Below are 13,094 nucleotides of genomic sequence, written 5' to 3' on the forward strand. Positions count from 1 at the left end.
GGCCAAGGCGAAGACCCGCCCCGAGCGGTCTTTCGGCCGCTTCAAGGACCCGTCACTGCGGCGCTCCATCGCCCTGTTCCGCGCCTTCATGAACGAGCAGCAGGACCCCGAGCACTGCTACTCGCTGCTCGCCCAGGACGCCGCGGACCAGGTCGAGCGCCATGAGCGCCTGGACGGCAAGGTCGTCGTCGACATCGGTGGCGGCGGCGGTTACTTCACCGAGGAGTTCCGCCGCCGCGGCGCCCAGAGCTACCTCTTCGAGCCGGACGTACACGAGCTCGGCAGCGGACCCGGCACCGGAGCCGTACTGGCCGACGGCTATCTGCTGCCCCTCGCGGACGGCGTCGCCGACGTCTCCTTCTCCTCCAACGTGCTTGAGCACGTGGACGATCCACAGACTTTTCTCAGCGAGATGGTGCGGGTCACCAGGCCGGGCGGCCTGATCTACGTGTCCTTCACCAACTGGTACTCGCCCTGGGGCGGCCACGAGTGGGCCCCTTGGCACTACCTCGGCGCCGACCGGGCGGTGGCCCGCTACCAGCGGCGCACCGGCCGGCCCGCCAAGCACACCCTCGGCGAGAACCTGCACGCCATTCACATCGGCCCCACCTTGCGTCAGGTGCGGTCTCGCGACGACGTCACCGTCGTATCGGCACGCTCCCGGTACTGGCCGTTCCTGGCCGGTGCCGTCACCAAAGTGCCGGGTCTTCGCGAGTTCGCGACCTGGAATCTCCTTCTCATTCTTCGGCGGTGTCCATGACCACGGTCCAGACGACCCCTCAGCTGCCACCCCAGGCACCTGTCCCGACGGGGGGACCCGCGCAGGGCCCGCCTCCTGACGGGCCCCGGTCCCGGCGGTGGCTACTGGGGTTCTGGGCCGTGGTGTTCGTCCTCTTCCTGGCGGTCTCGCCGGGACGGATGACGTTCGAGACCAAGCTGGGGGTCGCCCTCGACCCCGGCAAGTTCCTCGGTGAACTGGGCCAGCTCTGGCAGAGCCAGGGCGGATTCGGCGGGTTCACCAACCAGTACATCGGCTACGCCTTCCCCTCGCTGCCGTTCTACTACCTGGCCGATCTGGTGAACCTGCCGGTGTGGCTGGCCGAGCGGCTGTGGATGTCGCTGATCGTGGCGACCGCGTTCTGGGGGGCGATGCGCCTGGCCGAGCGGCTGAACATCGGCAGTTCGCCCGCCCGGCTCCTTGGCGCCGCGGCCTTCGCGCTGTGGCCGACGTACACCATCGTCATCGGCTCCACGTCGGCGGCGGCGCTGCCCGGCGCGGTGCTGCCCTGGGTGCTGCTGCCGCTGACCAACGACAAGGTCAGCGCACGGGTCGCGGCGCTGCGCTCGGCCGCGCTGATCCCGTTCATGGGCGGCGTCAACGCGGCCTCGGTGCTGGCGTCGCTGCTGCCGGTCGCGCTGTATCTGCTGTCCCGGCCGAACGGTCCCCGTAAGCGCAAGCTGATCACCTGGTGGGTGCCGGGCGTTCTGCTGGCCACCGCCTGGTGGATCGTCCCCCTTCTTCTGCAGGGCATCTACGGCGAGAACTTCCTGCCGTACGTGGAGTCCGCGCAGACCACGACCGACACCATGTCGGCGACGGAGACCCTGCGCGGCGCCGGAAACTGGGTGGCGTATCTGCACTTCGGCGACGCCTGGCTGCCCGCGGGCTGGACGGTCGCCACCGCGGCCGTGGCCATCCTGGGCTCCGCGTTCGCCGCGGCCCTGGGCCTGGCGGGCCTGGCCCGGCGCGATCTGCCGGAGCGCCGCTGGCTGGTGCTGACGGTCGCGGCCGTCGCGCTGGTCACGCTGGCCGGGTACGGCGGTACGTTCGGCGGGCTCTTCCACTCGACGGTGCAGGACTGGCTGAACGGCTGGCTGGTGCCGTTCCGCAACATCTACAAGTTCCAGACCGGGCTCGCCCTGGCGCTCGCCCTCGGACTCATCCACCTGGTGGCCGTGGCCGCCGAGCGGCGCGGCGCCCGTCCGGTGCCCGGCCGCCGCTTCATGCCGGCGATCGCGGCGCTCCTGGTCATCCCGGGGCTCGCGCTCCCCTATGTCAACGGCTCGATCCTGCAGCCGGGTTCCTTCCAGGAGCTGCCCAAGTACTGGAAGTCGACCGCGAGCTGGCTGGAGGAGTACTCCCCCGACTCCCGTGCCCTGGTGGTCCCGGCCACCGCGCACGGCATCTACACCTGGGGCTCCCCCATCGACCAGCCGCTCGACGTGCTCGCCGAGTCCCGCTGGGCGCAGCGTGACTACGTTCCCTTCGGCACTCCGGGCAACCGGCGCGCCATGGACGCCGTGGAGCAGGCACTGCTGACCGGCGGTTCGGTGCCGGGGCTGCAGGACTATCTGAGCCGCTCCGGGCTGCACTTCGTCGTCGTACGCAATGACCTCGACCCGGACCAGGTGGGCTACGTACCCACCGCGACCGTGAAGCGGACGCTGGAGTCCTCGGGGTACGAGCGGGTCACCGGATTCGGCCCGCAGATGACCGGCGGCCGGATCGCGGACGAGACCCCGATCCAGGTCGAGGGCCTCTACCCGAGGCAGCGGGCGGTGGAGATCTACCAGCCCAGCGACCAGACCCGGCGCCCCGGCCAGGTCGGCGTGCAGCCGGTCGCCGACACGGCCGTGGTCAGCGGCGGCCCGGAGGCGCTGCTTCCGCTGTCCGCCGACCCGGCGATGCGCGACCGTCCGGCGGTGCTCACCGGTGACAACCACCCGGGGCTCGGCGAGCCGTCGCTGCTCGCGGTGGGCGACGGACTGCGGCGTGCGGACACCCGCTTCGGACTGGTCAACTCGGGCACCTCGTACACGTACACACGCGACGAGAAGAACCACAGCGGGAGCCTGCAGAACCCCGGCGAGAAGCCACTGCAGATCCTGCCGAACAAGGGTGTCGAGCATCAGACGACGGCCGTCATCGACGGCGCCAAGTCGGTGACCGCGTCCTCCAGTGGCAACTGGCTGTTCCATCTGCCGCAGTACGACCCGGTGAACGCCTTCGACGGCAACGGCGACACCGCCTGGGCCGAGGGCACCGCGGGCAAGCCCGAGGGCCAGTGGCTGCGCGTCGAGTTCGACAAGAAGACGGACATCCCGGCCACGCTGTCGGTCATCCCGCTGGCGCAGGACCAGGTGCGGGCCGCGCCCACCAAGGTGCGCGTGGAGAGTGACCAGGCCTCGGTGGTCAGCAGTCTGCTGCCGAACGGCACCCCGCAGAAGATCAAGGCGCCCAAGGGCGAAGCGGCCTGGCTGAAGATCACCATCCTCGATGTCGAGGAGGCACGTCCCGGACTCTCCGGCGCCGGATTCGCCGAGATCACCATCCCGGATGTCACGGTGAACCGGGTTCTGGAGCTCCCGAAGGACGCGGAGGGCGTCGACGCCGAGTCGACGACGTACTCGATGCACCGCGCCGCCGACCCCGGCGGTCTGGCCCCGAACTCCGCCGAGGTGGGCCTGCACCGGCAGTTCACCACCAAGAGCTCCGGCGAGTACACCTTCAAGGCGAGTGCCCTGCCGGTGCCCGGCAACGAGCTGGACGAGCTGCTGTACGGCGTGGCGCCCGAGCAGGACAAGCGCCTCAAGGTGAGCGCCGACTCCACGGCCGGGCTCGGCCCGAACGTCTCACCGCGCAACCTCACCGACGGTGACCTGACCACGGCGTGGATCGCCGGGGACAGCGCGGTGCTGCATCTGACCTGGCCCGACAAGCAGCCGGTCGGCGAGATCGTGTTCGCCGCGGCCGGCGGCCTGTCGACCCGGCCCGAGAAGGTCGAGATCAGCTCCCCGGACGGGGCGACCACCGCGGGTGTCGACGAGAACGGCATCGCGCGCTTCGAGCCGATCACCACCGACCGTATGGACATCACGATCACCAAGTCGGCGCCACTGACACTGCACAACTCCCTCGCGGACGAGCAGTTGCAGCTGCCGGTGGGGCTCACCGAGGTGCACGTACCGGGGCTCGACGACAAGTACCGCACCCCGCAGCCCGACCCGGAGCGCAGCTTCGAGGTCGCCTGCGGCGAGGGCCCCGAGGTCGCCATCGGCGGCGAGATGTACAGCACCAGCGCCAAGGGCACGGTGAGCGACCTGACGCAGCGCAGGCCGATCGAGCTGACGCTCTGCACGGGCGAAGACGCGGACGGCACGGTCTCGCTCGGCTCGGGCGAGCACCGGGTTGACGCGGCCGACAAGGGCCCGCTGGTCATCACGGACATCTCGCTGACGCAGGGCGCGGGCCTGGAGACGGCCTCCGGCTCCACGGCCGCGGCCGCCGACCGTGAGGTGAAGGTGAGCGACTGGGCGGGCGACCGCCGTGCGCTGACCGTCGGCGCGGGCGACGCCTCGTATCTCTCGATGTACGAGAACGCCAACGACGGCTGGAAGGCCACCCTCAACGGCAAGGAGCTGACCTCGCTGCGGCTCGACGGCTGGCAGCAGGGCTGGCTGATCCCCGAGGGCGAGGGCGGCACGGTCAAGCTGGAGTACCGGCCCGCCCAGGTGTACGAGGCCGGGCTGATCGGCGGCGGCGTCGCGGTGCTGCTCCTGCTTGGCCTGGTGCTGTTCCGTCGTAACGAGGAGAACGCTGACGGTCCTTCGCCGGTGCCGCCGGCTCCGGGGCTGATCCTGGGTACGGTCGTCCTCACCCTCATCGGCGTGGTGATCGCCGGGCCGTTCGGCCTGCTGGTCCCGGCGCTCGCGGTGGTGGCCTGGTGGCGGCGTTCGCTGCTGGTGCCGATCGCGCTGGTGGCGATGGCCGGGGCGGGCATCGCCGCGGCGATCGGTGCCGGTGAGGCGGTGTCCGAGGGTTCGGGCGCGTTCTCGCCCGCGGCCCAGATCCTGGCCCTGGTGGCGCTGTTCGCGGCGCTGGTGACGGGGCGCGAGGAGACGGAGGCGGCGCGGGAGCCCGAGGCGGCTCCGTCGGTGACGCCGGTTCCGGCCGGGTCCACGCTGCCGCTCGGCCCGTACGCACCGGGGACGGGACCGGCGACGCCGGTCGCCGCACCGGCGCCCGCACCGGCCCAGCCGGGTCCCCAGGTCCCGGCCGCCGACCCCGAGACGGCACCGCTGCCGCGTCGCCACCCGGACGAGGGCGAGGGCACGGGCACCGAGAGCCCGCAGGCCGCGGGGGCGACCCCGCCGCTGGGCACGGCCGCCGCGCACGGCGAGTCCGCCGCGGGTCCGTCCGTACCGCAACCGGCCCCGGACGACCCGGCGACGACCCGCTTCTCGCTCCACAAGCCGGACCAGTCAGACCAGTCCGGTGAGTCCGGCGCGTCCGGTCCGTCCGGTCCGTCCGGTCCGTCCGGCCAGGAGGAGACCCCGTCCGACACACCTCCGTCGGACACCCCGCCGCCCGACCCGAGGGAAGGTGACAGCAAGTGACCCGTCCCGTCCGTCCCGCCCGGGATTCCCAGGACACCCGGTCGACCCTGCGCACCGGCTGGGCACAGGCGCCCATACCGGGCACGGTGGAAGCCTGGACCCGTCCAACGGACCGGGCCGGACGGGGCGTACGGCGCACGCGCCACGCCGACACCGGCCACATCGGGGAGGCGCAGCAGTGACAGCCGTGCAGCAGTCGGCCCCGCGCCCGGGCGCTTCGGCGCCCGGCGCGCGGGTGCCGTTCCCCGTGGTGGACGAGGTCGCCCGGCACTGCCTTCAGGAGGAGGAGCCGGAGACCGTCCACATCGAGGTGCACCTGCCGGGGCGCCCGGATCCGGCGCGCCTGCGCAAGGCCTTCACGGGGGCGCTGGCGCGGCACCCGCGTGCTCTGATGCGGGAGGCGCCGGGCCGCTGGTACCGCAGGCGCTACGAGTGGGAGCTCACCCGGCTGCCGGATGTGGAGCCGGTGAGCTTCCCGCCGCCGGGACCGGACGCGCTCAAGGACGCGCGCGAGCGTTCGCTGAGAGACGCACCGCCGCTGTCGGCTTCGCCGCCGATCCGCCTGGAGGTGGTCGACAACCCGGATGACAAGGACGGCTGCGCCCTCATCCTCGTCATGAACCACACCGCCCTGGACGGCCCGGCCTGTATGCGGGTGCTGGCCACGGCAGCCGAGCTGTACGGCGGCCGGGACAACTCGCCCGCCGCGCCGCGGGTGCGCCCGCCCGGCACGCCCGAGGCCCGCAGGGAGCCCGACCACATGCCCAGCGGCTGGTCCCGGCCCGCGCATGTCGCCCCCGGCACACCCGAACGCGCCCCCGGCAACGGCATGCTGCTGGCCGAACTCCCGGTGCCGCACCGCCCGAAGGGCGCCCCGTACACCGTCAACGACCAGCTCATGGTGAGCACCGCGCTGACGCTCGCGCACTGGAACCGCGAGCACGGCCGCCCGGCGCGCCCGATGCGGATCACCATGCCCGTCGACGACCGCAGCCGCGGCGCCGACATGCCGATCGGCAACGGCACCCGGCTGGTCGAGGTCCCCTTCGCCGCGGCCGAGCTGGCGCAGGACCGCGCCACCGAGGAGGTGTCCCCCGACCGCATCCGGGAGTTGCTGCGCCTCACGTCGGAGCGCACCCGCACCCTCAAGGCGCTCAGCCGCCCGCAGCTGGGCCACGGCGCGGCGCTGCTCACCGCGCCGGTGCTGCCGGTCGCCTGGCGGGCCGCCCTCACCCGTGGGCTGCGCCGGGCTGCGGGTCCCTGGACCTCGACGACGCTGCTCAGCAACATCGGCCGGATTCCGTACCCGCTGGACTTCGGTGACGCGGGCCGGGCGAAGGCCGTGTGGTTCTCCGCGCCCGCCCGCGTCCCGCGCGGGCTCACGGTGACCACCGCGTCCACCGACGGGCGGCTGCATCTCGCCCTGCGCTGGTCCAAGACGCTCCTCAGCCACGGCGACGGGGCGCATCTGCGCGACCTGTTCGAGCACTATCTGCACGCCACCCAACTCCCAGCACCACCGACAACACCGACACCAGCAGCACCACCGGCACATCAGTCGCATCAGTCAGTTCAGTCGCAGCCGACCAAGGGGGACTCATGACCACCACGCTCCCGAAGAACGGACTGCGCGACTTCTACGAGGACCCGGCCGTCCCGGTCGCATCGGGCGACGCCCGCAGCCTCCGCCAGGCCAGGATGCTCGCCCAGGCGCTCGGCCCCGCGGGCGCGACGCCCGCCACCGTCCTGGACGTCGGCTGCGGCGACGGCACCGCGGCCAGGACCGCGGCCCCGCTGCTCGCGGGCCACCGGGTGATCGGCATCGACTGGTCGCAGGACGCGCTGAAGCGCGCCCAGGCCCATATGACCCATGTCGTACGGGGTGAACTGACCGACGGCGGGCTGCCGTTGGCGGACGGCTCGGCCGACGCGGTGCTGTTCAGCGAGGTCATCGAGCACCTGGTCGACCCGGACAGCGCCCTGGACGAGCTGCGCCGCGTCCTGAAGCCGAAGGGCCACCTGATGCTGTCCACGCCGAACCTGGCCGCCTGGTACAACCGCGCCCTGCTGCTCGCCGGGGTGCAGCCGGTCTTCTCGGAGGTCAGCCTGCGCGGCATCCACGGCCGCCCGGGCACCGAGGTGGTGGGCCATCTGAGGCTCTACACGGCCCGCGCGCTGCGCGAGTTCCTCACCGCGTCGGGCTTCGAGGTCGTACGGGTCGCGGGGGCGCCGTTTCACGGGGTGCCGCGTCCGCTGCGGCCACTGGACCGGTTGGCCTGTGTCCGACCAAGTGCCGCCTCGATCCTGCTCGTCCACGCCCGCAGGACCTGACCGTGTGGTGGGGGGTGGCTGCCGCCCTGCTGGCGAACACGCTCTACAGCGTGGGCTTCGTGCTGGAGAAGCGGGCGCTGTCGACGCTGCCTTCGCTGTCCACGCGGCGCCCGCTGACCCTGCTGCGGCATGTCCTGGGCACCCCGCTGTGGATCGGCGGATCGCTGGCCCTGGCCGCCGGGTTCGGGGCGCAGCTCGCCGTCTACCGGACGCTGCCGATCGCGGCCGCGCAGGGCATCTTCGTCTCCGGTCTCGTCCTGCTCGTCCTGCTGTCGTCCCGGCTGCTCGGCGAGCAGACGACGGGCCGCGAGAAGTACGCGATCGGCGCGATCCTGGCCGCGCTGCTGATGGTCGTCCTGTCGCTGCGCGAGGACTCGGACACGGTCAGCCAGCACGCGCCGACCACGCTGATCCTGCTGATCTGCCTGCCGTCGCTGGCCGCGGGGCTGTGGCTGTACGGGGCCGCCGAGCGCCGGTCGAAGCACCGGCACCGGCTGCCGTCCAGCGGCGTCGAGTACGGCGTCGCGGTGGGCCTGCTCTACGGGGTGAGCTCGCTCGCCATCAAGGGCGTGTCCAGCCATCTGACCACCTCCGATATCGGCGGTGCGATCCGCGACCTGCTGGCGTCGCCGTATCCGTATCTGCTGCTCTTCACCGGGGCGTTCGGGCTGATCATGTCGCAGGCGGCGCTGCAGCGCTCCCGCGCCTCACTGATCGTCCCCGTCTGTACGACGGTCACCGCTCTGTTCACCGCCGTGCTCGGCACGCTGGCCTTCGGCGAGCCGCTGCCCGAGGACCCGCTGCGGCTCGCGCTGCGGCTCGCGGGCACCGCGCTGGCCGTATCCGTCCTGCTGGCGCTGCCCCGGCACGACCCCCAACCCGACCCACCCACCAAGGAGCTGACCAGCCATGAATCCTGACGACCCGCTACTGAAGATACTCGCCTGCCCCCTCGACAAGGGCACGCTGCACCTCCTCTCCCCGGAGAACATCCTCTACAACCCCCGGCTGCGCCGCCGCTACCCGATCATCGACGGCATCCCGCAGCTGCTGCCGTCCTCCGGCGAGCAGGTCCCGGACGAGGAACACGAGAGCCTGCTGAAACGCATCGAGGCCACGGAACCGGAACTGTCATGACGCTCGCCGCGCGCATCGGGCCGCTGCTTCCGCCCCGGCTGGTCGGCGCGGCGGCAGCCTTCCTCTACCCGCGCTTCGAACCTGAGCTGGCCCACCTCGCCGACTTCTGCCCGCCCGACTGCGGCACGGCGATCGACGTCGGCGGCTGGTACGGGCCCTGGTCACGCCGCCTGGCCCGGCGCGCCCGGCGCGTGGTCACCGTGGAGCCGGTGCCGCATCTGGCCCGTACGCTACGGGCCGCCGTCCCCCGCAACGTGCGGGTCTTACAGGCCGCCGCCTCTGACCAGCCCGGCACCGCGCGGCTGTGGCTGCCGGCGGGCGACCGGGGCGAACGCGGCGTCTCCTCACTCGTCCGCCGGGACATCCACGCCCGCGCCGTGGACGTCCGCTGTGTGACCCTGGACGGACTCGACCTGCGCGACGTCCACTTCATCAAGATCGACGTCGACGGCAACGAACTGCCCGTACTGCGCGGCACCGTCCACCTCCTGGACCGGGACCGCCCGGCCCTGATCGTCGAGCTGGAGGCCCGTATCCAGCCGGTGGCCCCGGTGCTCGACCTGCTCGCCGAGCACGGCTACCGCGGCTGGGTGCTGCCCGGGGACAGCTGGATTCCGCTGGACGACTTCGACCTGGAGTCCCACCAGTCCCGTACGGCCCACGTGGTGACCCGGGGCCTGCTGCGCCGGGTCCTCCCCTTCCGCGGCCCCCGCTACGTCAACTCGGTCCTGTTCCTGCCGGACGGCCGCCGCCCTGGCGCACAGCTGGCTGACCGGCGCGACGCCGCCGCCGCGCGTAGGCGACCGTGACCACCCCGAGCAGGGGTCCCCAGAGCAGCAGCGGCAGGTAGCTGGCGTAGAACACCGCGGCCTCCCAGCCACCCACCGCTGAGGGGAAGTCGCTGGGGGTCGGTTCTCCGGTGAGGGTGAGGCCGGCGGCGTGGGCGGCGAAGCCGGCGGTCCACAGGGCCGTCAGCAGCACCGCGCCGAAGGCGGCCGGTACGACGGCGGCGGCGGTCGGTACCCGGCGCCCGCGCAGCACCGGGACCCAGCGCGGGAACACCTCGCCCCACGCCGCGATCAGCCCGATCGCGGCGAACGCGACCACCTCCGAGAACACCGACAGGAGGACCACGTACGCCTGGATCGGCAGCCACGACGGGAGATCCCCCGACCTGCTCGCGGCGCCCTCGTCGAAGATGATCCCCAATCGCCACAGGCTCGACGGCAGCACGGTGAACGGGACGGTGTACGCGGCGATCCGCGCCCACCGCTGGACCCCGGCGACCGGCGCGTGGGCGGCGGCCCAGGCGGCGCGCAGCCGCCCGGGCGGTGGCGGGGCCTGGGCGCGTATGGCGGGTACGACACGGCTGGTCATGGACGGTTCTCCGATCCGGCGGGGCGGCAGGTGCCCGGCCTGCTCCAAAGATCGCCGACGCCGGACCCGCGCGGATCACCTCGGCGACGGATCCGGCTCCGCCGCTCGGGGGACCCGGGACCGCCGCACGGCGCACATGCGAGGTGGGGTGGCCCGGCGGCCGGGCTGCGCCACCATGGACCCCATGCCCGACCGCCCCGCGACCCCGGCCACCCCCTTCACCCCTCGCCACTTCCAACTCGTCCTCCTGCGGCGCATGGCCGACCACAACCCCGGCCTCGTCGAGGACGCCCGCCGCGAACTCGGCGCCACCGTCGCCGAGANCCCCGCCCTCATCGTCTACACCTCAGGCACCACCGGCCCTCCCAAGGGCGCCGTACTGCCGCGCCGCGCCATCGCCGCGACCCTGGACGCACTCCAGGACGCCTGGCAGTGGACCGCCGACGACGCCCTCGTGCACGCGCTGCCGCTCTTCCATGTGCACGGGCTGATCCTCGGCATCCTCGGGCCGCTGCGTCGCGGCGGCGAGGTGCGCCATCTGGGGCGGTTCAGCACCGAGGGCGTGGCGCGGGAGCTGACGGACGGCGCCACCATGATGTTCGGCGTGCCGACCATGTACCACCGCATCGCCGAGTCGCTCGACGGCGACGACGCCGAGCTGGCCAAGGCCCTGTCCGGGGCGCGGCTCCTGGTCTCCGGATCGGCGGCGCTGCCCGTGCACGACCACGAGCGGATCGCGGCCGCCACGGGGCGACGTGTCATCGAGCGGTATGGGATGACCGAGACCCTGATGCTGTGCTCTTCCCGTGTGGCAAGTGTCCGGGTGGACGGTGAGGCACGCGCCGGGACCGTGGGGGTTCCGTTGCGCGGGGTCGAGCTGCGGCTGGTCGACGAGACGGGCTCCCTGATCGCCGATGACCCGGAGGTCATCGGCGAGATCCAGGTCCGCGGCCCGAACCTGTTCACCGAGTACCTGAACCGGCCGGACGCGACCGCCGACGCCTTCACCGCCGACGGCTGGTTCCGTACCGGAGACATGGCCGCCCGCGACCCCGACGGCTCGGTGCGGATCGTGGGACGCAAGGCCACCGACCTCATCAAGAGCGGCGGCTACAAGATCGGCGCGGGTGAGATCGAGAACACGCTGCTTGAGCACCCGGGCGTACGGGAGGCGGCCGTGACCGGTGAGCCGGACGCCGACCTGGGCGAGCGGATCGTGGCCTGGATCGTGCCGACGGACCCGCGACAGCCTCCAGGGCAGGAGGAGTTGGCCCGGCATGTGGCCACCCAGCTGGCCCCGCACAAGCGCCCCCGCGTCGTACGCCAGCTCGACGCCCTGCCGCGCAACGACATGGGCAAGGTCATGAAGCGTGCCCTGGGCGGCGGCGACACCGGCACGAGCGAGCGCGGTGGTCTCGATGGCTGACCGTATGACAGCGCGCGGGGCGATCGCCGAAGTCGCCGACGCCTTCACCGAGTTCCCCGCGCCGGACGGCGTGCACAAGGAGAACGGACCGCTCGACTGGCCGGGCTACGACGACTCGCGCGGCCGCGCCATGGAGCGCACCGGCGAGCAGGAGTCCGTCGTCTGCGGCCGAGCCGAGCTCGCGGGCCGCGCCCTGGTCCTGATCTCCTTCGAGTTCGGCTTCCTCGGCGGATCGCTCGGCGAGCGCACCGGCGACCGTCTGGAAGCGGCCTACACCTACGCCCGCGAGCACCGGCTGCCCGTCGTCTCGCTGATCGCGACGGGCGGCAGCCGCATGCAGGAGGGCATGCGGGCGCTGACCCAACTCCAGCGCGTGGCCAGGCAGTCGACGCTGACGCGGGCGGCCGGGCTGCCGCAGATCGCCGTCCTGCGCGACCCGGCCACCGGCGGCGGCTGGGCGACGCTGGGCGCCGGGGCCGATGTGGTGCTCGCGCTGCGCGGCGCCCAGGTCGGCTTCGCGGGCTCCCGGGTCCGGCCGGCCGACGCCGACCCGGTCGCGTACACCGCGGAGTCCCAGCTCGCCGCGGGCCATGTCGACACGGTCGTACGGCATGGGGAGCTGCGGGCGGCCGTGGCGCTGCGGCTGGCCCTGCTCACCTCGGGCGCCGCGCCGGGCACCACGCCCGCGCCGGCCGATCCGCCTGCCGCGCTCGGCCGCACGGACCTGCCCGCCACCGGCTGGGACGCGGTGCTGCGCGCCCGAGCGCCCGAGCGCCCGCGCGCCACGGCCTATCTGGACGCGTACTTCACCGAGCGCGCCTCGGTCCAGGGTGACCGCTGCGGTGGCGCCGATCCGGGGATGCTCTGCGGCTTCGGGCTGCGCGACGGCCGGACGATCGCGTACGCGGCCCAGTGCGGGACCGCGACCCGGCCGTCCGGGTACCGCACCGCGGCCCGCCTGATCCGGCTCGCGGAACGCCTCCGTATCCCGGTGCTGACCCTGGTCGACACGCCTGGCGCCGCGAACGACGCGGCGGCGGAGCGGGTGGGCGCGGGCGCGGCGATCGCCGACCTGTTCGCCGCGGTCGCCGACTGCGCGGTGCCGGTGACCACGCTGGTCATCGGCGAGGGCGGCTCCGGCGGCGCGCTGGCCCTCGCGGCGCCGGACAACACCTGGGCGACGCCGGACAGCTACTTCTCCGTCATCGCCCCGGAGCTCGCGGCGGCGATCCTCAAGCGCGACGTATCCCAGATCCAGGCGACCGCCGACGACCTGCGCCCGCGCCCGCAGGATCTGGTCGAACTCGGCGTCGTACGGGGCCTGGTGACGCCGTGAGTCGCCGGGGAAACGGCTGACAATCACAAGTCCCGCACGTCACAATGGTGTTGGCCGGTACGTGCGCGCCGACCAGGGCGCACGCAGATC

The 13,094-nt window shown here is 73.0% G+C and carries 11 protein-coding genes; 10 read left to right on the top strand and 1 reads right to left on the bottom strand.

The genetic code is table 11. The annotated features are described in order from the left end of the window. Positions 1–88: 88 nt before the first annotated feature. The 8 genes from U9R90_RS27660 to U9R90_RS27695 are packed head-to-tail and all read left to right on the top strand — an operon-like array spanning position 89 to position 9,674. Positions 89–760: a class I SAM-dependent methyltransferase gene (locus tag U9R90_RS27660; RefSeq protein WP_411059818.1), complete on the top strand. Its 672-nt coding sequence runs from the start codon at positions 89–91 to the stop codon at positions 758–760. Next, positions 757–5,397 (top strand): alpha-(1->3)-arabinofuranosyltransferase family protein, encoded by a 4,641-nt coding sequence (locus U9R90_RS27665; RefSeq protein ID WP_411059819.1) that lies wholly within the window; start codon positions 757–759, stop codon positions 5,395–5,397. Before U9R90_RS27660 ends, U9R90_RS27665 begins: the two co-directional genes overlap by 4 nt. Beyond that, positions 5,394–5,579, top strand: a complete 186-nt coding sequence (locus tag U9R90_RS27670; RefSeq protein ID WP_411059402.1) for a hypothetical protein — start codon at positions 5,394–5,396, stop codon at positions 5,577–5,579. The genes U9R90_RS27665 and U9R90_RS27670 overlap by 4 nt, the downstream gene beginning before the upstream one ends. Next, complete coding sequence (locus tag U9R90_RS27675; RefSeq protein ID WP_411059403.1) at positions 5,576–7,000, top strand: condensation protein; 1,425 nt, start codon at positions 5,576–5,578, stop codon at positions 6,998–7,000. The genes U9R90_RS27670 and U9R90_RS27675 overlap by 4 nt, the downstream gene beginning before the upstream one ends. After that, on the top strand, positions 6,997–7,728 hold the full coding sequence (locus tag U9R90_RS27680) for a class I SAM-dependent methyltransferase (RefSeq protein WP_411059404.1): 732 nt from the start codon (positions 6,997–6,999) through the stop codon (positions 7,726–7,728). The genes U9R90_RS27675 and U9R90_RS27680 overlap by 4 nt, the downstream gene beginning before the upstream one ends. 14 nt (positions 7,729–7,742) lie before the next feature. Continuing rightward, a complete protein-coding gene (locus U9R90_RS27685; protein ID WP_411059405.1) occupies positions 7,743–8,648 on the top strand; it encodes a hypothetical protein in 906 nt (301 codons plus the stop codon). Further along, complete coding sequence (locus U9R90_RS27690; RefSeq protein ID WP_411059406.1) at positions 8,638–8,865, top strand: Trm112 family protein; 228 nt, start codon at positions 8,638–8,640, stop codon at positions 8,863–8,865. The genes U9R90_RS27685 and U9R90_RS27690 overlap by 11 nt, the downstream gene beginning before the upstream one ends. Continuing rightward, on the top strand, positions 8,862–9,674 hold the full coding sequence (locus U9R90_RS27695) for an FkbM family methyltransferase (RefSeq protein ID WP_411059407.1): 813 nt from the start codon (positions 8,862–8,864) through the stop codon (positions 9,672–9,674). Before U9R90_RS27690 ends, U9R90_RS27695 begins: the two co-directional genes overlap by 4 nt. Here U9R90_RS27695 and U9R90_RS27700 read toward each other — a convergent pair. Beyond that, the gene (locus tag U9R90_RS27700; RefSeq protein ID WP_411059408.1) at positions 9,583–10,242 is read right to left on the bottom strand and encodes a hypothetical protein; all 660 of its coding nucleotides are present in this window, start codon (positions 10,240–10,242) and stop codon (positions 9,583–9,585) included. The genes U9R90_RS27695 and U9R90_RS27700 overlap by 92 nt on opposite strands. Before the next feature lie 136 nt (positions 10,243–10,378). Between U9R90_RS27700 and U9R90_RS27705 the strand changes: the two genes are divergently transcribed. Together U9R90_RS27705 and U9R90_RS27710 are read left to right on the top strand one after the other, a co-directional pair. After that, positions 10,379–11,668, top strand: coding sequence for an AMP-binding protein (locus U9R90_RS27705; RefSeq protein ID WP_411059409.1), 1,290 nt, complete (start codon positions 10,379–10,381; stop codon positions 11,666–11,668). Beyond that, entirely contained in the window at positions 11,661–13,004 is a 1,344-nt protein-coding gene (locus tag U9R90_RS27710; RefSeq protein WP_411059410.1) for a carboxyl transferase domain-containing protein, read from the top strand. Before U9R90_RS27705 ends, U9R90_RS27710 begins: the two co-directional genes overlap by 8 nt. The last annotated feature ends 90 nt before the right edge of the window (positions 13,005–13,094 follow it).

This window comes from Streptomyces sp. E11-3 (genome assembly GCF_046540415.1).
Lineage (GTDB): Bacteria > Actinomycetota > Actinomycetes > Streptomycetales > Streptomycetaceae > Streptomyces.